Origin of the sequence: Cellulophaga tyrosinoxydans (genome assembly GCF_900176415.1) — a bacterium.
GTDB classification, from domain to species: Bacteria; Bacteroidota; Bacteroidia; order Flavobacteriales; family Flavobacteriaceae; genus Cellulophaga; species Cellulophaga tyrosinoxydans.
The window spans coordinates 328,492-354,156 of record NZ_FWXO01000003.1 but is presented as its reverse complement, the minus strand read 5'-3'; the positions used below and the strand labels follow the sequence as shown (position 1 = coordinate 354,156).

General features: G+C 33.9%; 27 protein-coding genes. 14 read left to right on the top strand and 13 right to left on the bottom strand.

Annotated elements, in window-relative coordinates:
• Positions 1-77 precede the first annotated feature (77 nt).
• The 4 genes from B8963_RS11200 (at position 78) to B8963_RS11185 (ending at position 3,479) form a co-directional block, all read left to right on the top strand.
• Positions 78-1,220 (top strand): sterol desaturase family protein, encoded by a 1,143-nt coding sequence (locus tag B8963_RS11200; RefSeq protein ID WP_084061606.1) that lies wholly within the window; start codon positions 78-80, stop codon positions 1,218-1,220.
• Between the two features lie 84 nt (positions 1,221-1,304).
• On the top strand, positions 1,305-1,934 hold the full coding sequence (locus tag B8963_RS11195; RefSeq protein ID WP_084061605.1) for a hypothetical protein: 630 nt from the start codon (positions 1,305-1,307) through the stop codon (positions 1,932-1,934).
• Between the two features lie 10 nt (positions 1,935-1,944).
• On the top strand, positions 1,945-2,820 hold the full coding sequence (locus tag B8963_RS11190; protein WP_143312519.1) for a hypothetical protein: 876 nt from the start codon (positions 1,945-1,947) through the stop codon (positions 2,818-2,820).
• A 56-nt stretch (positions 2,821-2,876) separates the two neighbouring features.
• Positions 2,877-3,479, top strand: coding sequence for an ankyrin repeat domain-containing protein (locus B8963_RS11185; protein WP_084061603.1), 603 nt, complete (start codon positions 2,877-2,879; stop codon positions 3,477-3,479).
• 443 nt (positions 3,480-3,922) lie between these two features.
• Here B8963_RS11185 and B8963_RS11180 read toward each other — a convergent pair whose 3' ends face one another.
• From B8963_RS11180 to B8963_RS11160, 5 genes are all read right to left on the bottom strand, one after another.
• Positions 3,923-4,306, bottom strand: coding sequence for a DUF3037 domain-containing protein (locus B8963_RS11180; RefSeq protein WP_084061602.1), 384 nt, complete (start codon positions 4,304-4,306; stop codon positions 3,923-3,925).
• A complete protein-coding gene (locus B8963_RS11175; protein WP_084061601.1) occupies positions 4,296-5,075 on the bottom strand; it encodes a HipA family kinase in 780 nt (259 codons plus the stop codon). Before B8963_RS11175 ends, B8963_RS11180 begins: the two co-directional genes overlap by 11 nt.
• 42 nt (positions 5,076-5,117) lie before the next feature.
• Positions 5,118-5,516, bottom strand: a complete 399-nt coding sequence (locus B8963_RS11170) for an OsmC family protein (protein WP_084061600.1) — start codon at positions 5,514-5,516, stop codon at positions 5,118-5,120.
• 132 nt (positions 5,517-5,648) lie between these two features.
• Entirely contained in the window at positions 5,649-6,887 is a 1,239-nt protein-coding gene (locus B8963_RS11165; protein WP_084061599.1) for a hypothetical protein, read from the bottom strand.
• Positions 6,888-7,009: 122 nt separating this feature from the next.
• A complete protein-coding gene (locus B8963_RS11160; protein WP_084061598.1) occupies positions 7,010-7,522 on the bottom strand; it encodes a VOC family protein in 513 nt (170 codons plus the stop codon).
• Between the two features lie 157 nt (positions 7,523-7,679).
• Here B8963_RS11160 and B8963_RS11155 point away from each other — a divergent pair, with 157 nt between their 5' ends.
• Positions 7,680-7,955 (top strand): winged helix-turn-helix transcriptional regulator, encoded by a 276-nt coding sequence (locus B8963_RS11155; protein WP_084061597.1) that lies wholly within the window; start codon positions 7,680-7,682, stop codon positions 7,953-7,955.
• A gap of 14 nt (positions 7,956-7,969) precedes the next feature.
• On the opposite strand, the gene B8963_RS11150 is transcribed toward B8963_RS11155, so the two are convergent.
• From B8963_RS11150 to B8963_RS11125, 5 genes are all read right to left on the bottom strand, one after another.
• Positions 7,970-8,656, bottom strand: a complete 687-nt coding sequence (locus B8963_RS11150) for a hypothetical protein (RefSeq protein WP_084061596.1) — start codon at positions 8,654-8,656, stop codon at positions 7,970-7,972.
• 78 nt (positions 8,657-8,734) lie between these two features.
• Entirely contained in the window at positions 8,735-9,619 is an 885-nt protein-coding gene (locus B8963_RS11145) for a CPBP family intramembrane glutamic endopeptidase (RefSeq protein WP_084061595.1), read from the bottom strand.
• 27 nt (positions 9,620-9,646) lie between these two features.
• Positions 9,647-10,309, bottom strand: a complete 663-nt coding sequence (locus B8963_RS11140; RefSeq protein WP_084061594.1) for a hypothetical protein — start codon at positions 10,307-10,309, stop codon at positions 9,647-9,649.
• 589 nt (positions 10,310-10,898) lie between these two features.
• Positions 10,899-11,477, bottom strand: a complete 579-nt coding sequence (locus B8963_RS11130; protein ID WP_143312518.1) for a hypothetical protein — start codon at positions 11,475-11,477, stop codon at positions 10,899-10,901.
• 12 nt (positions 11,478-11,489) lie between these two features.
• Positions 11,490-12,803 (bottom strand): hypothetical protein, encoded by a 1,314-nt coding sequence (locus B8963_RS11125; protein ID WP_084061591.1) that lies wholly within the window; start codon positions 12,801-12,803, stop codon positions 11,490-11,492.
• A gap of 1,004 nt (positions 12,804-13,807) precedes the next feature.
• Here B8963_RS11125 and B8963_RS11120 point away from each other — a divergent pair.
• Entirely contained in the window at positions 13,808-14,098 is a 291-nt protein-coding gene (locus B8963_RS11120) for a GIY-YIG nuclease family protein (RefSeq protein WP_084061590.1), read from the top strand.
• A gap of 445 nt (positions 14,099-14,543) precedes the next feature.
• On the opposite strand, the gene B8963_RS11115 is transcribed toward B8963_RS11120, so the two are convergent.
• The 3 genes from B8963_RS11115 to B8963_RS11105 all read right to left on the bottom strand — a co-directional run bounded on the left by B8963_RS11115 (position 14,544) and on the right by B8963_RS11105 (position 18,390).
• Positions 14,544-16,562 (bottom strand): M3 family metallopeptidase, encoded by a 2,019-nt coding sequence (locus tag B8963_RS11115; protein WP_084061589.1) that lies wholly within the window; start codon positions 16,560-16,562, stop codon positions 14,544-14,546.
• A gap of 156 nt (positions 16,563-16,718) precedes the next feature.
• Complete coding sequence (purE, locus tag B8963_RS11110; RefSeq protein WP_084061588.1) at positions 16,719-17,210, bottom strand: 5-(carboxyamino)imidazole ribonucleotide mutase; 492 nt, start codon at positions 17,208-17,210, stop codon at positions 16,719-16,721.
• A 7-nt stretch (positions 17,211-17,217) separates the two neighbouring features.
• Positions 17,218-18,390 carry a 5-(carboxyamino)imidazole ribonucleotide synthase gene (locus tag B8963_RS11105; RefSeq protein ID WP_084061587.1) on the bottom strand — a complete coding sequence of 391 codons (1,173 nt, stop codon included), beginning with the start codon at positions 18,388-18,390 and terminating at the stop codon, positions 17,218-17,220.
• A gap of 116 nt (positions 18,391-18,506) precedes the next feature.
• On the opposite strand from B8963_RS11105, the gene B8963_RS11100 reads away from it, so the two are divergent.
• The 8 genes from B8963_RS11100 (at position 18,507) to B8963_RS15955 (ending at position 25,581) form a co-directional block, all read left to right on the top strand.
• Complete coding sequence (locus B8963_RS11100) at positions 18,507-19,613, top strand: adenylate kinase (RefSeq protein ID WP_084061586.1); 1,107 nt, start codon at positions 18,507-18,509, stop codon at positions 19,611-19,613.
• Positions 19,614-19,648: 35 nt separating this feature from the next.
• A complete protein-coding gene (obgE, locus tag B8963_RS11095) occupies positions 19,649-20,650 on the top strand; it encodes a GTPase ObgE (RefSeq protein ID WP_084061585.1) in 1,002 nt (333 codons plus the stop codon).
• Between the two features lie 58 nt (positions 20,651-20,708).
• Positions 20,709-21,233, top strand: coding sequence for a DUF4136 domain-containing protein (locus tag B8963_RS11090; RefSeq protein WP_084061584.1), 525 nt, complete (start codon positions 20,709-20,711; stop codon positions 21,231-21,233).
• Positions 21,234-21,391: 158 nt separating this feature from the next.
• The gene (locus B8963_RS11085; protein WP_143312517.1) at positions 21,392-21,751 is read left to right on the top strand and encodes a hypothetical protein; all 360 of its coding nucleotides are present in this window, start codon (positions 21,392-21,394) and stop codon (positions 21,749-21,751) included.
• 366 nt (positions 21,752-22,117) lie between these two features.
• A complete protein-coding gene (locus B8963_RS11080) occupies positions 22,118-24,433 on the top strand; it encodes a S9 family peptidase (RefSeq protein WP_084061582.1) in 2,316 nt (771 codons plus the stop codon).
• A gap of 220 nt (positions 24,434-24,653) precedes the next feature.
• A complete protein-coding gene (locus B8963_RS11075) occupies positions 24,654-25,037 on the top strand; it encodes an ankyrin repeat domain-containing protein (protein ID WP_084061581.1) in 384 nt (127 codons plus the stop codon).
• A gap of 182 nt (positions 25,038-25,219) precedes the next feature.
• Positions 25,220-25,360 carry a hypothetical protein gene (locus B8963_RS15960; protein WP_159447294.1) on the top strand — a complete coding sequence of 47 codons (141 nt, stop codon included), beginning with the start codon at positions 25,220-25,222 and terminating at the stop codon, positions 25,358-25,360.
• A 47-nt stretch (positions 25,361-25,407) separates the two neighbouring features.
• Positions 25,408-25,581 carry a hypothetical protein gene (locus tag B8963_RS15955; RefSeq protein ID WP_159447293.1) on the top strand — a complete coding sequence of 58 codons (174 nt, stop codon included), beginning with the start codon at positions 25,408-25,410 and terminating at the stop codon, positions 25,579-25,581.
• The last annotated feature ends 84 nt before the right edge of the window (positions 25,582-25,665 follow it).

The window sequence follows — 25,665 nt, the reverse complement described above, 5'->3', positions numbered from 1 at the left end:
TTCATTTTGGTTTTGGCCTGACAATAAAAGAACTATTTACAACTTTGATACTCAAATAAACCAACCGAAGAAATCATATGAAATCAGAAAATAACCGAATGCGTATTGGAGAAGGTAGAATTAGCGGTGCAATATCCATTTTTCTTGGGGTATCGTCATTAGCCAGTATCTTGTGTTTTAAGTTTCCAGAGCAATTTACCACACCAGAATTTAGAGAAGTGTATACTGCTGCTATGGCAGAAAACTTAATATTAGGCGGCATTATCTCAACGTTTCTTTTTGCTTTATTGAGTATTCTGTTAGCCAAGAATAAAAAGTATGCCGTAGTCGGGGTAGTGCTGGGTGCTTTGTCGGTGCTATTGGGAGGTATGACTGTGGAAGGTAGAGCAGTAGAAAAAACGAATTGGAGTTTGGGTTTGGATTGGCTTATATTAGATTTACTGGTAATGGTTCTTATTTTTGTCCCTATTGAATTGGTTTTTCCTAAAAATAAATTGCAATCTAAATTTCATCCGGAGTGGAAAACAGATCTTATTTATTTTGGTATTAGTCACTTGGCAATTCAACTATTTGGGGTATTAACAAAAAAACCGGCCGTTGCTTTTTTTGGTTGGATGAATTTAGATGGTGTTCAACAGTGGGTGAATGATTTGCCATTTGTAATTGAGCTTTTTATAGCGTTGGTGGTAACAGATTTATTTCAATATGCGGCACATCGTATTTTTCATTCGCACTATTTTTTATGGCGTTTTCACTCCATCCATCATTCAACAGAAAATATGGATTGGCTTGCCGGTTCGCGAACCCATTTTATAGATATATTTTTTACTCGTAGCATGTCTTATTTGCCATTATACATATTAGGTTTTTCAACCCTAACTTTTAATGTATATATAGTTTTTATTGCTATTCATGCGGTATTTATACATGCCAACACTAGGCTTAATTTTGGATTATTAAAGTATGTAATCACCACACCACAATATCACCATTGGCACCATTGCAAAGAACCTGAACATTACGGCAATAACTTTGCTGTTGTTTTTCCTTTTATAGACAAACTATTTGGCACATACTACTTACCGGGCAATGAATGGCCAGAAGGTACAGGACTTGTAGATGCATCTTTTCCGAAGGGATTCATGAAACAATTTACCTATCCGTTTATTAAAAATCCATTTAAGAATGATTTATTGCCTGAAGAAAAGAGTGGGCGATAATAGTAGCAATATTCCCTGAAAACAGGGAGCTGTAGTATCTCGAGTAGTAGTAGTTTTACAATATGATATTTAAATAAAGCAAAAATGTTTAAAAAATTATTTTTTTTAGCACTATTCTCTGCCGTATTTGCCAACGCACAATTGCAATACAAACCAACTGATAAAACTACGCTCGATGGCTGGATTGCTGAAGCTAAGGAGCATAATGAAATTGATATATCGCAATTACAAAAACTGGATGCAGAGTATAATGATGTGGTGGTCAATCCGGATGATCCAAATAGAGTTTTTGATTATGGTCGCATTTTAACCGCGGTGTTACAACCTGGATTAGCAACCGCAACCGAAAAAGAATTATCAGATGCAGGTAAAAAAATCGCAGCAGAATCCGAAGAGGCGTATCGTGATGCTATTAGGGATTGTGATTGCCACGGCAGGGCAAATATTATGTTGGGTTTATTGTACAACCAACAAGGCAAATATTTTTTATCTGAACCTTATTTAGAAAAAGGCTTAGAATTACCAGAAGGTGGAGAAGATTGGATGGTAGCTGCTAATCAGTATTTATTAACAGGGGCTTATACCTATAATACCACAGAAGAAAAATATCAAAAAATATATGTGCTTTTTAAAAAATTTGCGCAATCTGTAACCAAAGATGCCGATTACTATCAAAAAATGGCTGGGTTATATGTTAGTTATTATGAAAAATAAAAAATTAATTATGAAATTAGGTAAAAGGGCACTTTTAGTAGGGATTATTTTTTCTGGAATTACTTCTTGTAATTTTAGTAAGTCGGCGAGTAAAGATTTAATATTAGGAATAACCACTAAAGGAGACGGCTTGTCTGCAGAGCATGTTTATGTAACTATTAATAATGAAAAAGTTAGTGATAATGCGTTTTATTACGGACAAGATATTATTACCAATTTTGAGAACATGGATGGATTTGTTACAGAGAATAACACTTATTTTCCTATGATGCAAGTAGTTTTGGTTTCTAAAAAAGGAGATACCATAATGTACGAACCAGATTTGCTTAAAGCAGACTCAGGTTTTGATGCTTCATTAAAAACTTTAACCGGGAATATGATTCTTGCCAGACCCATTTATTCCGGTGAAGACTATACTATGTATTATAGCATCACTGATAAAAAAGGAGATGGAAAATTTAGTTCAGAATTAAAATTTGATGTGCTTCATGATCCGTTAATTAAGGTAGAAAAAAAAGGTCTAGACTTTAAAGAAGGTTACTTAATGTCATTATCTAAAAATAATATCATCACTAATGGTAAAATTGCGTTTGACGAAAAAATATTAATGGATTTTCAAGATCTTTATGGTTATAAATCCACCAATGGAAATGTATCCTTAGGACTTAAAATTAGGGTTGTTGATGCTGCCGATACGGTAATTTTAAATATGGAGGATGCTTTTAATGGAAGGCCAATTAGTGAGGATGAAATTAAAGCAGGTGTAGGAGCACAATTAGTAATAAACAAAGGCAGACTTAAGAATCCTGTGAATTTTCATGTGACTATTTGGGATAAAAATAGTGATGCCAAACTAACGGCTCATACAGCAATTATTGTAGAGTAGGTTGTGAGTCATGTGTTTGATTTTCTGTTTCGTAAATAAAATTTTAAGGTTATAGTATGAACAAGCAAAATGAGCCCAACCAACTACAGAAAGACCTTGAAATAGCTTGTCTATCGGGTAATGAAGAGTTGGTAATAGAGATTTTAGAGAAAGGAGTGTCACCCAATTTCTGTTATATTTCTGGATCACCACTTTCTGTAGCCGTATTAAGAAACAACCTAGTACTCTTGGAGCTCCTTTTGAGTCATGGTGCCGATCTAAATTTTTCTGATAGCGACTCTTTATTTGAAAGGTTTCCGTTGGAGGTGGCCTGTAAAGATAAAAATTTTCACATGGTAGATTACCTGATTTCATTGGGCGCAAAAGTAAATATGGTATCTGGTGCAGGCAAAAGTATTTTAGAAGTTGCAGTAGCCACTGGGAATAGAGAAATAGTTGCAAAGCTACTGGAAGCGGGTGCTGATGTGGAAATTAAATCGGGTTCTAATTCTTTGGTATATGATAAAACCCCTATTTGTGCAGCAGTGGAAATGAATGATACTGAAATGGTGGAATACCTAGTGAAAATGGGAGCTAAGACCAAACCTATACGAAAACTTAGGCGATTTGAAATTCACCCTAAAATGGTACGTTTTTTAAAAGCAAAAAAATATTTGTAGTTTGAGGTATATAAAGATTTAAGATAAATTAAAGGATATAATTAGTGGTGAATTCGACATCGTGGTTGCGCTGTGTAATGATTCTTTACGTGTAAACGGTATTCATAATAAAATAGCGAATGTAATTTCCGAACATGGCTATTAACTAAAGGAGGCATATAGCATCAAAAAATATAATACGATTATAAAATCTAGGGACTCTTTTCTATGCGTTACACAACCGGCACTTGCACTGATATTGCAGTTAATTTGAAAACGTGTTGTCACTTCGAGTGAATTATTTTGGAGCGATAGCGGAGCAATAATTTGTATCGAGAAGTGTTTCGTGTTCCTAATGGTTCTTTATGCTTTTTTCTTCATTTCGTTGCGAAAATCACTCGAACTGACATTGTAGTTTTGTAATGCTCTTCATGTAGCGAAGCCGTTAAGCACACTTTTAGAACTTATAAAACACAGGCTTTAAAAATAGCTTCGAGTTCTTTTTCAGGCTCTAGGCACAATCCAGAATGGGTTATGGAACTTTGTATTATGGTGCTGCGCGATGCGGTTAACCATCTGAATCGGTCAACAGCTTCTAGTTTTCCGATGGCGCCACCAAAAGGTTCGCCTTTGCACACCATTTCCCAACCCTTTAAATATTCATTCAAATCATCTAATTCTTTCTCGCAACAAAAACTTCGTAATTTATCAACATCAATATGAAATTTCATGCCTAAGAATTTTTTAGGTCTGGAAAACAAAATCACCCCAACATTAAAAAATTCCTCACGCTCCACTTTTGGCACAAGTCTTATTATGGCGTATTCGTATTTGACTCTATCTTGCATCTTCCGCTTCTTTTACTAGTGAATCTATCATCGCAAGTTTCGCCTTTAGATATTCCAAATAAGCTGCTCGCATTTGCGCAGGCGACAAGTCATCAGTATCATTTTGCAACCACTCTTCGGGGATTAATGCAATAATCTCCGCTATTTTTTCCTCGGTTAAGGCAGCTTGTATTTGTTTTGATGCTTCGTTTAATTGTGTTGCCTTATCTAAAAGTACGTGGTCTTTAATAAGCGGAAATGTTCTGGTTAAATGATTTTTATAAGTGCTCCAATTATGATGAAAATAAAAACTAGCGCCATTGTCAATTACCCAAAGTTCATTATTCCAATCGAGTAAGTTGGTGTTTTTTGCCGTACGATCTATATTGCTCATTATACTGTCTAACACCACCACTTTAGATGCGGTTAGCGCATCAATTTTAGACACCAATGGATCGTAAGTTATGGCACTTGAGAGAAAGTGTAAACCCAAATTAAGGCCTACACTAAATTTTAGTAAATCTTGAATTTCCTCGTCTGGTTCGGTTTTACTAAACGTATCATCAAGGTTCATAAAAACCAATTCGGGCATTTTTAAGCCTATTGCACGCGCTAATTCTCCTCCTAAAAGTTCAGCAATCAGTGCTTTTTTACCTTGCCCTGCACCTCGAAATTTTAATACATATAAAAAACCATCATCTGCTTTAACAATAGCAGGCATGGAGCCACCTTCACGCAGTGGTTTTATATACTGCACCACATTTACGGTCCGAATATCAATCTTATTCATAAGCGCTAAGTTAAAAAAACTCCGGTAGCTTGTTTAGTATTCTTAAACAATAGTAATAGTACCTGTGATGGTGCAAACTTCTTTTACCGTATTGTAAATAGTACCGTGTTTTTCAATATTTTTTTTGAGCAGTTCTAGATTGATGTTTTTGTCTGGACTATAAATTTTTAGCACATATTCAATATTGTCCATGCGAGGTGGTTTTTCTAAACGCGTAGCATTAACCACAATTTCTGCATGGGTATAGGTAAAATTCATAAAAGTAGAAAAGCGTTCTACATTTTTTAAAATACAGGCACATAGTGATCCTAAAAATAGCTCGGCAGGATTTGGTAAGCTAGATTCAGTGGCAGGTATGATTCCAAAATCTATAGCCGATTGTTTAATTTGTATTGTGGCACTTGTTTTTGATACGGAACTTGCAGCACTAGAATAGGTCATAAAACTTTTTTACTATGAAATTACACTTTTTTCTTTAGACCACTTCCTGCTTTTAATAGCAATGATTTGCCCTAATAAATAAGAGCTCCACTTGGTTTTAAAATAACTCCTTGTGCTACCGCACTAATTACATTAGCGCAGCTCTTCAATTGGCGTTTGGTTTTTCGAATTTTCTATTAATACTGCGTAGTCAATAAAATTTGTAGTGCTTTTCCCTTTTAATACTTTTCTGTTGCTTGTTTTTAAAAACAGTTTTACTTCAATTAAATCCGTTCCCACAGCGTATGGCGTGTTGTTGTTATTCAGTTTGTACAAGGTCATATCGGATAGTTTATTCTTTTTTAAATAACGAATTCCTTTAAAATATTCCTTCCAATAATCACCAATACCAAAACCTTTTTCGGTTTTAAAACTTACATAGTCACCGTTCTCGTCATAGACTTTATTCCAAAGTACTTCGCTTTTAGAAAAGTACCCCATTACGGTAATAATTTTAGCTCTAGGGTAAACCTTTTCTTCAATTAATCTAGTAAAGAATGATGGAAAGTTTTCTTCGCGTTCTTTTTCAATATGAAAAAATCCATATTTAAAAAATTGCTTTTTGTCCGCTAAGCTATAGACCTCTTTTAAAGTAACATAATTATCAAAAATTAGTTGCTCGCGTGGTATTTTACGCTCAAAAGTGTATTGGATATTTTTTAAAATATGATGAAGGCTAACCGTATCCTTTATTTGCGGTGCATATTGCGTTTTGTTGGTTTCATAATCTATTACAAAGTTTTTAAGCAGATTTTTTACGACTTCGTTATTTGTGCTCAGATTAGTGGAAGAATCTTGGATTTGAGCTGCTAATTCATCTTTTAACGGCCAGTTTTCAATAGTTTCTGTAAGTTGTAGTATATGCATGATCGGAAATTTGTACTCGCTAACTACATCGCATCCTAAAATTTTTATAGGATTTTTTGGATATGCTTGGTTTAGCGCTCTTAGTTTTTTCCAATGCTCAAAGGTTTCTATTGTCCCTTCTTGATTTACTATAGTTTGGAATGCCAAAACCAGTTCTTTTAACAGGTTTTCATCACCAGTTTCTAAATATTTCTGATAGAAAAAAGCCTGACTAAAATTTACTTCTGGAAAATAGTAATCTAGGTTGCTTTGTGCTTTTAAACTTTTAAGAATATTAATTTCAGCTTCATATGTTTTTGCACTTCCATGGTAAGCGCCAAAACCAATAATAGTAAAATTGGTTTCAGGGAATGTAAAGGTCTCAGAGGTTACATCAAATCGGTTATTTTTTAAATAATCTGTTTTTGATTGTGGGTACATGATAAAACATACAAAAGCAAAAAGCACTACAACTAATTTATTCATGACTTATTTTTTTCTTTATAGATTATGTCATGTGCAAATTGTTACAGTGCGATAAAAAAATTCTAGTAATCTCAATAAATAGTAATACAATCTAATTATTGCGGTCTCTAGGTACTTAATTTTTATTTTGAGTAGGCACCCGAAGAATACGTCAGTTCGTAACTATGCGTATAAATTTCGAATACAATACCAAAGGGATCTTCCACGTAGCACATTTTAAAAGGCTTGTCCTCTGGGTAATAAGCTCTAATAGGCATTCTTTGTTTTCCACCATAGGAAATAATTTTTTCAATCAGTTCTTCGATATTTGGGTCTTGCACACAAAAATGAAATAATCCTGTATTAAACGGATTAAATTCTGGAGCTTCTTTAATGCCATTTGGGAAAGAAAATAATTCAACGCCAATACCATCAGAAGTGGCTAAATGCGCAATTTCAAATTCGGTCCAATCGTCACCAAATACGTCAATACACATTTGGCCAATGGCCGTTTCTTTTTCTTTTTTAACCTTTGAAGGTTCCATAATTATGTACCAGCCCATTACTTCTGAATAGAATTTTACGGCTTCTTTTATATTCGGTACGGTTATTCCAATATGGGAAAATGATTTGGGATAATTTTTAATAGTTGACATAAGTTATATTTTAGATTGCAAAATTAGGCTATATTTACCTGATTGGAAATAACTTACCAAAAAGTGGTATAGTTACCTAAACGAGTATAATGCTAAAAATCAATTAGATATAAATATAATTTTGAATAAAGAAAATCATTGCCCGTTAAATTATACGATGAATTTAATAGGTACTAAATGGAAACCATTACTCTTATTTCATTTGCTAGAAGGCGATTTGCGTTCAGGCATATTGCAAAAGAAAATCCCAGGCATTTCTAACAAAATGTTCACGCAAACCGTAAGAGATTTAGAAAATGATGGACTCATAGCAAGAAAAGTTTTTCCGGTAGTGCCGCCTAAAGTGGAATACAGTTTAACAAAAAGGGGTAGATCGCTAGAATCTATTTTAAGAAGTTTGGATACATGGGGATTGGAAGATAGTCAAACTTAAAAAAGTCTTGATGTCTAATCAATTTCTTCCACGGGAAAAATTTCTGGAAGCGCAGGTGGAGGAGGAGGTGCAGGAATATCGAGCCAGCTGTAACTTTCAAAATGAATGAAGTATGGAAAATAGTTTTCGGCTCCGTGCACTGAATTTATTTTATTGAATTCTCTAGTAATTTCTTTTAATACTGATTTAGTTTTTTCAATACCGAATTTGTCATCTATAAACAGATGAATCATAGCAGGTTTAAGCACATTTCTATCCCATCGAAAACTAAGTTCGTTATTACTTATTTGTTCTAATTCTGCTCCTAAATGTTGAATAGGTATCATTTTTTCAATGGCCCCAGAATAGCTTTGTAGGGAGTCGTTTTTTATATAGATTCTATTGACATTAAAATAGCAACTTATACTAGTATCATCAGGACAACCCGAATAGCCGGTAAGGTTAAAAATAGTGTCGTTTTCCGTGAAGCTAAGTCCAAAATATTTGTCTTCACAAGATAGCCGTTCCATATTTTTTATGACTGCTCCAAAATTCTGTAGCGTGTCTATAGCTATAGTTTCAAAATTCGACTCTTTTTTAAATTCTAAAAATTGGTAAGAACTTACTTCAGGTAATGCGTTATCAATATTTTCTTGATTTGGTAGTTGTTCGCAGGAAAACAAAAGTATAAGCAAGATGAAACTATATAGCAGTGTTTTCATTGAAAGTATGGTTTAAAACTGTCTAAACTTTTGGTTTTCTTTTTAGTAACACAAATAATATACCATAATTGGTTATGATTATTTTTTATTTACGGTTTGGACTAATTGTGTTTTTCCTGATGAATTATTATTTGATTTCCTGTAATAATAAAAAGCAATTATTGAGATTGTTATAATTTGAGCAATCACTGCCAAAATAGACCCTTCGAATCCAAATTCTCCTCCATTTAATTTGTTTGGATTTTGGATTGTAAATTCAATTATCGAATAACTTTTTTGTTCACTTACTTTAAAGCCGTAGAAGGTTTGAAATAGGTTCCAGCTTAAATGAAGCGCCATTGGAAACCATAAATTTTTAGTGTGTATATAAGTAATGCCTAATACTATTCCTCCCAAGAATAAATTTAGAAGCGAAAAAAGGTCAATATTTGGATTAAAGCCATGCATTAAAGCGAATAATAGAGAAGTGACCAATAGCGCCGTATATTTATGAAAAGAGATCATTAAATTTTTTAAGATATATCCTCGAAAAAGCATCTCTTCTCCAGCGGAGACAAGGGTAAATAATAGTATAGAAAGTAGTACTTCTTTAAAGTTGAAAGTGATTTTGGTATAATTTATTTCCTTTAGAAATAAAAGAGAGAAATAACCAAGGCTAATAATTACTAAGCCAAGAATAATGCCTATTATTATGTCTTTTCCTCTGTTTTTTATCTGAAATCCAAGATTTATAAATTTTTCTTTATCTGCAAACTCCATAAAAAGCCATAGCAATAAGCAAGTACCTAAAACATTAAATACGCTAATAATTGTATGTTGAAGCGTAGTGTAGTCTGGATTCGGATTATTTATATCAACTCCTGCACAAATAACTCCAATTAGTTGAAAAACACCAACAATAATTACATAAGGGAAAATAAGTAATAATACTCTTTGCCATCCTCTATTTTTATTGTCAGTCATATCTTAAGGTATTAGCGTGAGCATTTTCTAGTAATCGTACATATTAAGTTCGTCAAAATCTTGTATTTCTGACAGCTTTAACAACTTGTTAATGGCTACTGTGCTCCACGTTTCCTCAAAAACCTCCTCTCCAGAATCAGCATCTTCATTTGTGTTTTTTCTGGTGCGTTTCTTTTTGGTAGAAAAATTAATGCTAGTTTCAGTATTGATTACAGGTCCGTAATTACTGCTAGCGTCGTAACCAATAAGTTCAAAATCGGAGTTTTGGTATCTAAAAGTGTATTTCCAATAGCCATATCTACCATGGGAATACTCCACATATAGTTTGTTGTTGCGTGGGTAAACCGATAATTCTGGCGCGTAGTACACACCACCATCTTCATTTTCTGATGAAAAACAATCGTAATTTTTTACCGCAACCGTATACGTGTCTTTGTTTTTGAATAAAAGTATAATACCTCTTCTGTTTCGGTCTAACTCGCCTCTGTATTCATCTTGAACAATATTGGTACTATCTATTTTTTTAATTAATAAAATGCAATCTTCAACCCCATCAGTATTTAAATCTCCAAAAGATTTTTCAAATAAAGCGTAACCCTCTGGGATAAACTCTTCAGGAGTTTTATTTTGAGCAAAGCTACTGGTTGCTATTAAAAATAGGAGCGCGGTTAGAGTAAGGTGGTTTTTCATGATGATTTTTATTTCTCAATGTTGTTACTTAGTGTTTTAATTTTTTCTTACTATCTAGCCACAATGAGTAGGCTCCGAATAGAGTTCCTATGGGTAAACAAAGAAAAAGAAAAGCAGAATTGTCATAGGGAATTGCTATAAAAATAATAATAAAGAAGATAAAAAATGAACATAGTATTCCGAATAAGGAAAAAACTTTCATCATATTTTCAGCAAAAAAGTTGATAAACTTAATATTGGTTTGTGAATTTCTCGACTCTTGATTTATGGAAGAAAAAAATGAATATAAAATGTGGTAAAAATTATTTATAACAAGAGCAGCCACAACACGTTCAAAAAATCCACTTTTTGTTGAAACAATTATAAAGACTATACTTAATATCAGATTGATATAACTGAAAAAGGTATAATATTTTTTTACATTTTCTTTAGTCATTTAAATTTCTAATAGTCTTGTAAATAAGTATTTGCATAGTATATTTTAACCCCGAAAATGCACGTGCCAAACTGAAAATCCGCGAGGATTTTCAGAAGTAGGCGAGAACAAGCAATTACTTATAGCCAATGTTATGGTTTGTATTTATTTTTCTTAACCAGATGTCCCGTTTGGAATTCCTCCCTTAATAACCCATTTCCCATTCTCTTTAACTAAAATTCGAATACCATTTCCTCCTGTTTTATTTTTTGAGTATGTTTCATGAATAATAGCCTTTTTCATGTCTTTTGTAAATAAGGGTTCGGAAAACCTAATTAAAGGTATTGAATCTCTATATTGTTCTATGTCGTTAAGTGAAATAAGATTGACTTTATTGTTTTTTATATTTGATTTCTTCCAATTTTTAATGAACCATGAATTATATTTTTCATTTATTTCATCTAGCTCTTTTAAAGATATAATACCTAAGACTTTTTGATATAAAATTTCATAGGCAACAGTATTCTTTTTGGAATTATAGGCTCTATAGTAAGGGTTTAAAACATTTATAGGCTTAAAAGTAGTATCATTATAATAAGTTTCTCTAATTAACGAGACAGAATCATATTCTTTCAAAATAACGTTGACAATTTCTTGAGTATCCTTATTCAATATACCTGTTTGACTTTTACAAGAGGTACAAAATAAAAGTATAACTAAAATTATTAAAAGATGGTTTTGTATAATTTTCATAATATTGTATTTTTAGTTACATGGGGTTCCTTTGGCTGTTGATGAATTTGTGTCTTCTGCAAGATTAATGTTTTCAATTCTTGTTCTGTCCGCATCGCTTAAATCCGTTGTCGATTGAAATATTTGAGTATGTAATAATCCCCCCCAAGCCAAATCGTTATAATACTGGTCGGTATTTTGGTTATTATCCCAAATTGATAGAGCATTCGAAATAGTGTTGACATAGTTTCTTGCCATTTCTTCATGGTGATATTGATTCCATGCTACACCACTATTAGGGTCTCCATATTTTTTAGCAACCAAATCATTCCAAAGTTCTGGAAACGTTTTAATGAAATCATCTACATTAGAATCCACATAACTTAAAATATAAGCATGAATGGCTTCGTGCACTATTGTGCGTGCAATAGCTGTTGTTGTTGCAGAATTTACAAAATTAGGATTGATTTTTGTTAGATAATTATTTGCTGTTTGATTATTCCAATCTGTATTCGCAGCGTCAGTTGTATTACTAGTTTCAATCGTCCAATTAAAATCAGAATTTTCGTCGGCAAATTGATTAACAATATCTTCAATGGCTTTACCATCTTGAATAGCTTCCAAAATTGCTTTTGAGCAAGGGTCTAAATTATCTGTGTCAATTTTATCATCTATTGTTGCATTGGAATTGCCGCCTGTTCCACTTCCACCGCCATAATCTCCTCCTGCATCGTCCCAATCCCAATCATCACTACAAACTTGGAACGTATATAATAAAGTTGTTTCAGTTTCTCCTGTATTTGGGTCATAAGAGTGTTCATACACTCCGTACCATTCACAAACAGGTTCAGGGGCTTCATCTAATTTATATGCTATTGAATTAGGTTTATTTTTTGATCTATTTGAAATTAATTGATTTTCTTGGTCAAATGAAATAGAAGGTAATTTCAATATTTCAGAAATTTCTTTTTTGTTGGAATAATTTGATATAAAAACCTTTAAATTTACTGAATATGGCTCGTTTCTGCTTTTCCCAAATACTAGAAATGGATAAGGTAGTTTATTCGTGGATTGTTTTTTCTTATTCTCCGCTAAAGACAAATTAGGGCTTGAAATAGGAACATAAAGATTTTCATTTTTTGAAAAAGAATTACTCCAATCTAAATTACCTTTATAGAAACTGTTTTTATTTATTGGTAAATTTGGGTTTTGCTCGAGCCAATTTTTAGCTTCAGCCACATTTTGAGGAAATTCATTATATAACCCTTCTTGTTGGCAACTCAATATTATTATTGAGAATGCTAGCAACAAATTTATTTTTTTTAAACATTGTTTGAGTTTTTTCATGATTCGTTAAAGATTTTAATGTTAGTCAAAATGTTCATTGTTTTGGTCAATATAAACCATAACGTACGGATATACGTATGTATACGGTTATTTTTATTTTGTGGGGGAGATTACTGCCCTCTAAAATAAGCGCAATTTTTTATACGCGCGCGTGCTTTTCCGCAATTGGTGTACAATTTTTCATACAATTCTACCAAGTGTTAATTATTAACGGTGAATGGCATGTTTTTTTTTATGTTTTTAACTAACCACAATGTTGTCACTTCGAGTGAATTATTTTGGAGCGTTAGCGGAGGAATAATTAGTATCGAGAAGCGTTAGGTACACGTGAAGGTTCTCGATACTATTTTCTTCACTGCGTTGCGAAAATCACTCGAACTGACATTTTAGGGTTGAGAAGCGTTCTGTGTTCCTAATGGTTCTCGATATTATTTTCTTCACTGCGTTACGAAAATCACTCGAACTGACAATTGAGGGTTGAAGAAGCGTTCCGTGTTCCAAATGTTTCTCGATACTATTTTCTGCACTGCGTTTTGAAAATCACTCGAACTGACATTTTAGGGTTGAGAAGCGTTCTGTGTTCCTAATGGTTCTCGATATTATTTTCTTCACTGCGTTTTGAAAATCACTCGAACTGACATTTGAGGTTTTAGAAGCGTTTGTTCTTGCGAAGGTTCTCGATACTATTTTCTTCACTGTGTTTCGAAAATCACTCGAACTGACATTGTTGCTGTTATGTTGCTATATTGGTTTTGAAAACGTGTTGTCACTTCGAGTGAATTATTTTGTAGCGTTAGCGGAGAAATAATTTGTATCGAGAAGCGTTTTGTGTTCCTAATGGATCTCGATATTATTTTCTTCACTGCGTTTTGAAAATCACTCGAACTGACATTTTAGGTTTGAGAAGCATTTGTCGTTGCGAGGGTTCTCGATACTATTTTCTTTACTGCGCTGCGAAAATCACTCGAACTGACATTTTAGATAAGTTTTATTAGATTTATAAAATGAAAATCTACTTTGTGTATATCTTAGAATGTTCTGATAAAACTTATTACACTGGTTTTACTTCCAATTTAACCGGAAGATTATTTGAGCATAATTCAGGAAAAAACTTAGATAGCTACACGTTTTCTAGAAGACCTTTACATCTTGCTTATTATTCCGAGTTTACTAATGTTGAACTTGCAATAGATACTGAAAAGCAAATCAAAAAATGGTCCAAGGCTAAAAAGGAGGCTTTGATTAATGGGGATTATGATGCACTACCAAATTTGGCGAAGAAAAAGTTTAATTAATTAAATTTCTAAATGGCCAAAACCACTATGTTGTCACTTCGAGTGAATTATTTTGGAGCGGTAGCGGAGGAATAATTTGTATCGAGAAGCAATGGTTTACACAAGGGTTCTCGATACTATTTTCTTCACTACGTTACGAAAATCACTCGAACTGACATTTTAGGGTTGAGAAGCGTTCTGTGTTCCTAATGGTTCTCGATAGTTCTGCTGAGCGCGGTCGAAGCACATTTTTAGCTTCATTCTATTACGCCAAAAACACTCGAACTGACAATTTAGGGTTGAGAAGCGTTTGTCTTAGCGAGAGTTCTCGATAGTTCTGCTGAGCGCAGTCGATGTGCATTTTTTTCACTGCATTGCGAAAATCATTCGAACTGACATTTGTAAGCAAAAAAAATCAGGATAGGAACTAAGCCCTTTCCTGATGTATTATTTGTAATGCTGTTTGTTACAGCAAACCAGCGCGCTCTAAAAGCGGTTCTATTTTTGGCTCGGCACCACGGAATTTTTTGTATAAATCCATTGGGTTTTCGGTACCACCTTTAGAGAGTACGTTGTCTTTAAACTTGGTGGCTACTTCTTTGTTAAAAATGCCTTTTTCTTTAAAATACGCAAAGGCATCAGCATCTAATACTTCTGCCCATTTGTAGCTGTAATATCCAGAAGAATAGCCTCCTTGAAAAATATGTGAGAACGAAGTGCTCATACATGTTTCTGCTGTAGCAGGGTATAAATCGGTGCCTTCAAAGGCTTTGTCTTCATGCGCTTTTACATTGGTAATCCCTGTTGGGTCTGCCCCATGCCACGACATATCTAACAGGCCAAAACTCAATTGACGCAAGGTTTGCATCCCTTCTTGGAACGTAGCCGATTCTTTTATTTTAGTTACTAATTCCATCGGGATCACTTCGCCAGTTTCGTAATGCGTAGCAAATAGCTCTAATGCTTCTTTTTCGTAACACCAGTTTTCTAAAATCTGACTTGGTAATTCCACAAAATCCCAATACACCGACGTGCCTGATAATCCTGGATACACCGTATTGGCAAGCATGCCATGCAATCCGTGGCCAAATTCATGGAAAAGTGTGGTTACTTCATTAAACGTTAGTAGCGAAGGCTTACTAGCGGTAGGTTTGGTAAAGTTGCACACATTAGAGATATGCGGACGCACATTGGTGCCATTTTCTACATATTGCGATTTGAAAGAGGTCATCCAAGCGCCACCACGTTTTCCAGCTCTAGGATGAAAATCGGCATAGAATAAAGAAACCAAATCACGATTTTCATCATAAATACGGTAGGTTTTTACATCGGCATGGTATTTATCCAAATCAAATACCTCTTCGAATTGTAAACCGTATAATTTTTCAGCCACTTTAAAAACGCCTGCTATGACGTTTTCTAATTTAAAATAAGGCTTCAACTTTTCATCATCTAGATTAAAAAGTTTCTGTTTTAACTTCTCTGAATAGTATGATGCATCCCATTTTTCTAAGCGGTCAATGCCATCTAATTCTTTTGCGAAATCTTCTAATTGTTTAAATTCTCTTTCAGCAGCTGGTTTTGCTTTTTCTAGCAATTCGTTTAAAAACTCCTGTACTTTTTCAGGCGTTTCTGCCATACGCTCTTCCAAAACAAAATGTGCATGTGTTTTGTAGCCTAACAAATTAGCACGTTCATGACGCAGTTTGGCAATTTTAAGTACGTTTTCTTGATTGTCTAAGGCGTCATTATGAAAAGCTTTGCCGCCAAAAGCTATAGAGAGTTCTTTACGGAGTGCTCTATTTTTAGCATATTTCATAAAGGGAATATAGCTTGGGTAATCAAGAGTAATTAACCAACCGTCTTTATCCTTGGCTTTTGCCATTTGTGCTGCTGCTTCTTTCTCACCTTCTGGGAGTCCGTCTAGATCAGCTTCATTGGTTAAATGCATTTCAAATTTATTGGTTTCTGCCAATACATTTTCACCAAATTTCAGCTTCAGTTTAGAAAGTTCAGCATCAATTTCTCTGAGACGTTTTTTCTTGTCATCATTTAAATTGGCACCATTACGGCTAAAGCTTTTGTATTTTTTATCTAACAGTGTTTGTTCTTCTGTAGTAAGCGTAGTTAAACTATCTTTTTGATCATACACTGCTTTTACGCGTTTAAACAAGGCTTCATTTAAGGTGATGTCATTCCCAAATTCCGACAAGATAGGAGAAATTTCCTGTGCTATTTTCTGAATCTCGTCATTAGTTTCGGCAGAATTCAGATTAAAAAACACACTCGAAATTCGATCTAATTGCTTCCCAGAAAAATCTAAGGCTGCAATTGTATTTTCAAAGGTAGGTGCTTCTGGATTATTAGTAATGGCATCTATTTCTGCACGGGCATCGGCAATAGCTTGCGTAAATGCAGGCATAAAATGCTCGTTTTTAAGTTTTGAAAAAGGGGCCGTATCAAATGGGGATAAAAGTGGATTCATGTTTTTGTTTAATGTTAAATAGTACTGCGTATTTAGTACAAAGTATAGCTTCGTAAAAAGTTAATGATGTAATGTTATAAAATGTACAAGAGCCAACTTTAAGAATCACGTACAAAAATGTTCACTGCTAACTGTTCACTGAACACTATAAACTGATTACTTTTTTCCGTTCACCGACTTTGCACCTTCAATAACCTTGGCTTTAAGTCCTTCTTTGTAAAGAATAATTTTATCGAGTACGCATTTGTCTGATGCGCCGATAATTTGAGCTGCAAGAATCCCTGCATTTTTTGCACCATTTAGCGCAACAGTGGCTACTGGAACGCCGCCAGGCATTTGTAGAATGGATAAAACCGAATCCCAACCATCAATAGAATTGCTACTTTTTACAGGAACGCCAATAACAGGAAGCGGTGACATAGAAGCCACCATACCTGGTAAATGCGCTGCTCCGCCAGCACCTGCAATAATTACAGTATATCCGTTAAGGTGCGCATTTTTACTAAAATCGTAAAGCTTTTCAGGAGTACGGTGTGCAGAAACAATATCTACATCAACTTCAATATCAAAACCTTTTAAAATATCTATGGCGTCTTGCATTACTGGGAGGTCACTTGTGCTACCCATGACTACGGCTACTTTACTCATCTTATTTTTATTTACTAATAACTTTAATCGTTTCTTTTACTTGTTGTGCAATTATTCGCGCAAGGGCAATATCTTTATTTACAATAGTTACATGGCCCATTTTCCGGAAAGGTCGGGTTTGTTTTTTACCATAAATATGTGGTGTTACGCCTTCTAATTTTAGAATATCTTCCATGTTTTCATACACCACATTGCCTGTATAACCTTCAGCACCTACTAAATTTACCATAATGCCGGCAACTTTACTTTCTGTGCTCCCTAAGGGAAGATCTAGAATGGCTCTAATATGTTGCTCGAACTGATTGGTATAACTGGCTTCAATACTGTAATGGCCACTATTATGTGGGCGAGGTGCAACTTCGTTTATTAATATTTGATCGTCTTTTGTTTGGAACATTTCTACGGCTAGAATGCCTATATGCTTCATTTTTTCCGATACTTTCAAGGCTATTTCTGTAGCTTTTGCTGCCACTTTAGCATCAATTCGCGCCGGACAAATAACATATTCTACTTGATTGGCTTCTGGATGAAATTCCATTTCTACCACCGGATACGTTACTACTTCACCAGAAGGATTACGCACCACAATTACAGCTAATTCATTTTTAAAAGGCACCATTTCTTCTGCAATACATTCCCCTTCTGGCAGGCCTTTTAAATCGTCAAAATTGCGAACTACTTTTACGCCTTGTCCGTCGTACCCAAACTGGGCAGCTTTCCAAACAAACGGAAATTCTAACCCGCCATTTTCTATACTATCTTCTATTTCGCTAGCATACGCAAAACGCGAAAATTCGGCAGTTGGCAAATCATTATCTACATAAAATAATTTTTGCTTTGCCTTATTCTGAATAGTTTTTAAGGTTTTTGTAGGTGGATACACTTTTAAACCTTCTTGCTCTAGTTTTTCTAAGGCAGCAAGGTTTACGTTTTCAATTTCAATGGTTAAAACATCTACTTTTTTACCAAAATTATAAACGTCATCAAAATTCATTAAATCGCCAATAATAAATTCATCGCAAGCAATTCGGCAAGGCGCATCTTTTGAGGCTTCTAAAACCTTGGTCTGAATATCAAATTTTCGGGTTTCATAAAGCAACATTTTGCCCAATTGTCCACCGCCTAAAATTCCGAGTTTAAAGTCCGAAGAAAAATAGTTTTTTGAATTTTGATTTGACATGATGTATTACGAATTCTGAATGAACTACAAAAATACACCGATTTCTTAAAACCAACGCGCTTACGAGTAAAAAGAGAAATCAAAACGCTATATTTGTCACTTTAAAAAAATTAACCGTGATAAAGCTCCACGATAAACATTTTAAACCCTTCTTAAGTCAGGCACAAGTACAGGCAGCTGTAAAAAATGTTGCTGATAAAATTGCCGCTGATTATAAAGACGAAACGCCAATTTTTGTTGGGGTTTTGAATGGTGCTTTTATGTTTGTGGCAGATTTTTTAAAGGAATACCAACACCCTTGCGAAGTATCGTTTGTAAAATTGAGTTCGTACAGTGGTTTAACCTCTACCGGAATTGTAGAAACGCTTTTAGATATTCCGGTGAATATAAAAGGTAAAAGTGTTATTATTCTTGAAGATATTATCGATACCGGAAGAACTTTAAAAGAATTGGTGCATTTATTCTCTAATACCCATGTAAAAGAGTTTAAAATAGCCACTTTGTTCCATAAACCATCGGTGTATAATGGAGAATATAAAATAGATTATATAGGCATGGAAATACCCGATAAATTTATTGTGGGGTATGGATTAGATTATAACGAACTAGGAAGAAATTTAAAAGAAGTATACCAACTAAACCAAAATACTATGATTAATCTTGTGATTTTCGGAAAACCTGGTGCTGGCAAGGGCACACAAGCAGAATTTTTAAAATCTGAATACAATTTAAAGCATATTTCTACAGGTGATGTTTTTCGATATAATATCAAAAATAATACGGAGTTAGGGCAGTTAGCAAAATCGTATATGGATAAGGGCGATTTAGTTCCGGATGAGGTTACGATAAAAATGTTGCAAGATGAAGTAGAGAAAAATCCACAAGCAAAAGGGTTTATTTTTGATGGTTTCCCAAGAACTACGGCACAAGCTGAAGCTTTAGATGCTTTTTTAGATTCTAAAGACATGAAAATAAATGCAACTATTGCATTAGAAGCGAATGATGAAGTTTTGATAAATCGTTTGTTGGAACGTGGAAAAATTAGTGGTAGACCAGACGATCAAGATGAAAATAAAATCCGTAATCGTTTTGAAGAATACAATTTAAAAACAGCTCCGTTAATTACGTATTACGAGGGTAAGAATAAATTTTATAGCGTTAACGGTATTGGCGAAATCGCTGAAATTACCAAGCGCCTAAAAGCTGTGATAGAAACACTTTAATGGTTTTTTACGCGATATAATAGATATAGAACACAATGACGGAAGGCAATTTTGTAGATTACGTAAAAGTACAGTTAGAATCGGGTAATGGCGGTAAAGGTTCTGTGCATTTACATCGCGAAAAATTTATTACCAAAGGAGGTCCTGATGGTGGTGACGGTGGTCGTGGTGGACATATAATTATTCGTGGAAGTAAAGATTTATGGACACTTTTAAACTTTAAATTCAAGCGTAAATTTGCTGCTGGTCATGGGGAACATGGTGCTAAGAGTAGAAGTACTGGTGCAGATGGCGAAGATGTGTATTTAGACGTACCGTTAGGAACGGTTATAAAAGATGCCGAAACCGAAGAAGTAATTATGGAAATTACCGAGGACGGCGAAGAAAAAATTATTTTACCAGGTGGTTTAGGAGGTCGTGGTAACTGGCATTTTAGAACGGCGACCAATCAAACCCCACGATACGCACAACCTGGAATTCCTGGGCAGGAGCTATCGGTAATATTAGAATTAAAATTATTAGCAGATGTTGGACTTGTTGGTTTTCCAAATGCAGGAAAATCTACATTATTATCTGTATTAACAACGGCAAAACCTAAAATTGCCGACTATGAGTTTACTACTTTAAAACCAAACCTTGGTATTGTAAAATATCGCGAGTTTCAGAGTTTTGTAATGGCAGATATTCCTGGTATTATAGAAGGAGCTGCTGAAGGTAAAGGCTTAGGTTATTATTTTTTAAGACATATAGAACGTAATTCTACCTTACTTTTTTTAATTCCTGCAGATAGTAAGGATATTAAAAATGAGTATGATATTTTATTGGGGGAGTTGCGTAAGTTTAATCCTGAAATGCTAGATAAAGAACGCATGGTGGTTATATCTAAAAGTGATATGCTAGATCAGGAGTTAAAAGATGAAATGAGTGTTGTGCTTAAAAAAGAACTACATGATGTGCCTTTTATGTTTATATCATCGGTGGCTCAATTAGGACTTACAGAGCTTAAAGATAAGCTTTGGAAGATGTTGAACGATTAAGTTCTAATTTGTTTGACACCCCTATTCTTTTTGTTTATTTTTATATAAATCCATAGAAATGAAAACAATATCAGTTTTAATAGGCTTACTTTTAATAGTCTCATGCGCCACTGTTCGTGTAAATTATGACTATGATAAAGCAACTGATTTTGCAGGTTATACGACCTATAGTTATTATCCAGATATGGAAACTGGCTTAAGCGGTTTAGATGAAAAACGAATGCTCATTATCGTAGATTCTATTATGCAAGTCAAAGGTATTCTATATTCTGAGGAACCAGATTTTTATATTAATATACAAAGTTCTTCTTTTAAGGCACCTCAAAATAACAACGTTGGTGTAGGTGTTGGAGGAGGAGGTGGTAACGTAGGTGGTGGCATATCTATTGGTCTTCCTATCGGGCAGGCTAAATTAGAGCGCCAGATACAATTTGATTTTGTTGATACTCAAAAAAATGAATTGTTTTGGCAAGCCACAAGCTCTAGTGGTTTTAAAGAAAACGGTACTCCAGAGGCTCGTGAAAAAAATCTACGCGAGATTGCCAACAAAGTTTTTGAGAAGTATCCGCCAAATAGCAATTAATTCCTATTAAGTTTTAAGGTCATTTAATCAGCATAAATTATTTTAAACTTTTTTTATGATTCTCACGAAGTCTTTTTTGTGATCTGTAGCGTATCTATGTAGAGTTCCCCCGAAAGCACAATCTAGAAGTTTATAAATAGTTTATTAAGAGCAAGAACATGTCGTTTTTTATGGTTAAACGTGCGGAATTTTATATTGAAAATAATAAGGTAGAAGTTTTTCATTCGTTAGTGAAACATTTTGTTCATTTGAATGGTAAAAGAATTTCAGAAGAGTTTGGCTTTTTGAATTCGGAGCATTATTTTAGTCTAAATGGTAACAATTACAATTTAAGATTCTCGTCTAACTTTATCAAGCCAATAAAAAAAAGCTTAAAGGTGCAAAAGAATAGCGTTCCGCTAAATTTAGAAAACTCCATTGTGCATAGTTCAAGAGCGTTATTATTTTTAGTAATAGTTGCTGGTGTTTGGCTTGGTTTCTTAATTGGCGTAAATCTATATGCCGCTATTTGGGGTTAAAAGTTCTTTTTAAGCTGTAGTTACCTTTAAACTAATTACGCTACAATTTGTTGTTCCATAAGTGTTACAAAATTTTACTGCGCAAAATTGCGTGGAGTAATTCAGCATAAACAAAAACAGTGTTTTTTAGTCAATAGGGGCGATAGCTAAACGAGTTGATCATTCTTTTTTCTTATTTGAATAAACCCATTTACCGCTTGCAATTTGGTTTTTGCCGTTCGGCATAATTTGGATCTTTATTAAGAGTCACGTGTATATATTTGTTTCAGATAGAAATCAATTAGGGTTTTTATGTAACAAATATTATAAGTATTACACTTGTAATCAGCTAAATATAATAACACTATAATCTTAAAATAAACTAACATGAAAAAAATCAAATTCAAAATTCAATCAATTTTAATGCTGGCTTTTGTTGCTTTAGGTATGCAATTTGCCACTGCTCAAGATGCCACAGGAAGCTGGAAAGGAACACTAGCCGTGCAAGGGATGGAAGTTCCATTGCTATTTAATGTATCGGAAGAAGCAAATGTATTATCGGCAACTATGGATAGTCCGTCACAAGGAGCAACAGGTTTGCCCATGGATGAAACTACTTTAGTAGATAAAGAGCTAACGATTGTTTTTAAGCAAGCAGGAATTAAGTATGTAGGTATTATTGATGGTGATAAAATTTCAGGTACTTTTTACCAAGCAGGAATGGAATTTCCTTTAGTTTTGGAGAAAACTGTAAAAATGATTCCTGGAAATACGGCCTTACCTAGTTCAGACGAAGCCTTAAAAACATTAGCGGCTGCCGATAGTGGTAATTTTAAATATTCAGTTGCGGATTATTTTGCTAAGCCTAATGCTTCTTCTTTTAATTATTCTCCAAACGGAAAGTATATATCGTATATGGAGAAAGATAAAAATGGAAAACGCCATGTGTATGTGAAAGAAATTGCTACTGAAAAAGTAACTAGAGCAATAGAAGAAAAAGAAGAATTAATACGTGGCTATGGTTGGGTAAACAATAATAGGTTGGTTTATTTAATGGATCAGGGTGGTGACGAAAACTATCATTTGTATGCTGCGGATTTAGACGGAAGCAATCAAAAAGATTTAACGCCATTTGAAGGCGTTCAGGCAAATTTCTTAGAATTATTAAAAGAGGATAAAGATCATATCATTATATCATTAAATAAGAATAACCCACAGGTTTTTGACCCTTATAAAGTAAATATTGTAACTGGTGAAATGGAGCAGTTATATAAAAATGAAGATATAGCAAACCCAATTATGGGCTATAATTTTGATAAAGACGGAAAATTAAAAGCCTTTACAAGATTACGTGATGGCGTAGAACAAGATTTGTATTATGCTAAGAATGATGGTGCTTTTGAAGTAATTAAAAGTTTAAGCTGGAAAGATGCTTTTTCTATATTAAGTTTTAACTATGCATCCGAGAATCCAGATGATGCTTATGTGGTTTCTAACTTAAACAGTGATAAGTCCGAAATTATTTTATATGATTTTAAACTTAATAAAGAGATTAAGAAAGTTTTTGCGAACAAAGATTATGATGTATCAAACTTAGCATTATCTAGAAAGCGTAATTACGAATTAGACTATTTTCAGTATGAAGGGGAAAAGTCTATTATTGTTCCTGTAAGTGCATATTACAAAAAATTACATCAAAAATTTGAGAAGCAATTTGCTGGAAAACAGTTTGGAATTGCAGATGCTACTGATGATGAAAATAGTTATTTATTAGTGGTAAGCAGTGATAAATTATATGGCGTTTATTATTCTTATGATGTTAAGAAAGATGAGTTTAAGTTAGTTTACAGCTTAATGCCACAATTAAAAGAAGAGGATATGGCCGAAATGCGACCTATTACTTTTAAAAGTAGAGATGGCTTAACCATTCATGGCTATATAACGTTACCAAAAGCAGCTATAAACGGAGAGAAAGTACCAGTAATTGTAAACCCACATGGAGGACCACAAGGGATAAGAGATTCTTGGGGATTTGGACCAGAAGCACAGCTTTTTGCAAGTAGAGGCTATGCAACATTGCAGGTTAATTTTAGAATATCTGGAGGTTACGGTAAAGAGTTTTTAGAGTCCGGATTTAAGCAAATTGGTAGAAAAGCTATGGATGATGTAGAAGATGGTTTGCAATATGTTATTGAGCAAGGTTGGGTAGACAAAAATAAGGCGGCAATTTATGGTGGAAGTCATGGTGGATATGCTGTTCTAAGAGGCTTAACTAAGACACCAGACTTATATGCTTGTGGTGTAGATTACGTTGGGGTGTCTAACATTTTTACTTTCATGAACACTATGCCTCCATACTGGAAGCCTTATGTAAAAATTATTAAAGAAATTTGGTATGACGAAGCTATTCCGGAAGAAAAAATTGTGATGGAAGAAGTATCTCCGGTATTTCACATAGATAAAATTAAAAAACCACTTTTTGTTATCCAAGGCGCTAATGATCCAAGAGTAAATATTGACGAGTCGGATCAAATTGTAAGTGCATTAAGAGCAAAAGGAGTAGATGTACCTTATATGGTAAAATATGATGAAGGGCATGGTTTTGCAAAAGAGGAAAACCGTATAGAATTGTATGAAGCAATGTTAGGTTTTTATGCAAAACACTTAGGTCAGAAAACAGAAGTTAAGCAAATCAAGGACTAACTTTTAGATCATAAATAATAGTATTAAAAGGAGCCAATTGGCTCCTTTTTTTTGTTTTTACTTGTGCGTGAAGTTTTTAAAAAAGTAGCTATAATTTCCTCTTTCCGCTCATAATTAAAAATTTACCGCTGGTCATATATTGGTTTTAAATCGCTGATAATCAGCGTAAATTTATATCATAATAATAAAACAAATAACAAATTAATTTAAATTTTATATCATGAAAAAATCAATTTTAGTATTCGGAATTATCGCAACTATGACCTTAAGTAACTTTGCAAATGCAAATGTAAATCCAAAAGAAAAAACAGCAAAAATTACAACTACTGCTATTAAAGATGTTGCTCCAATTAGCATTGCAGTAGCAAAAAGTGATCTTAACACCGTAAAAAAGTTTTTAGAGTTTGGTGCAGATATCGAGGTTAAAACTGAAGTAAACGGAATGACACCATTAATGTATGCTGCTCGTTATAATAATGTAGAAATGATTAAGCTATTAATAGCGAATGGAGCCGATGTTTCGGCAACTTCAAAAATGGGATTTACCGCTAAACAATATGCAGAATTGGCAGGTGCAGAAGATGCTGCAGCTATTTTAGAATAGCAAGAAAAGTGAAGTAAAAAGGGAGCCATTTGGCTCCCTTTTTTTGTGTTACATACGGTGTGATATTTCCTCTTTCCGCTCATAATTAAAAATTTACCGCTGGTCATAAATAGGTTTTAAATCGCTGATAATCAACCTAAATTTATAGTATAGTAATAAAATAACAATTAAAATATACCATTATGAAAGTTTCAATTAACCAAAGTAGTATCAAACAAAAAGAGATCGTAAAAGTTGTCATTTTTTCAATCATAATTCTAGGTTATGCATTGTACCAGGCTGGATATGCATTAGGTAAATTATTATATCATTTAGCCCATTAATAGGTTAGTTCCACAGAAAAAATAAATCAAACCAAAAACTCTATCTAATGAAAAATTTCACCATAATTAAATTAAGTACTTGTTGGTCTACAGATACACTTCGTGCAGATGTAGAGCAGTTGATAAATCAAAAATCAAGAGAAGGTTACGAAATTACCACAGTTTCATTTGGGGTAAATATGTGGTGGATGCCAACAGCATTTATTACAATTTGCAAATAAGTAACCGTTCGGTTATTCATTTTTACCGTTGGTCATATTTCGTAGTATCATACGGGCGCAAATAAATATCTTTAATACAACAAA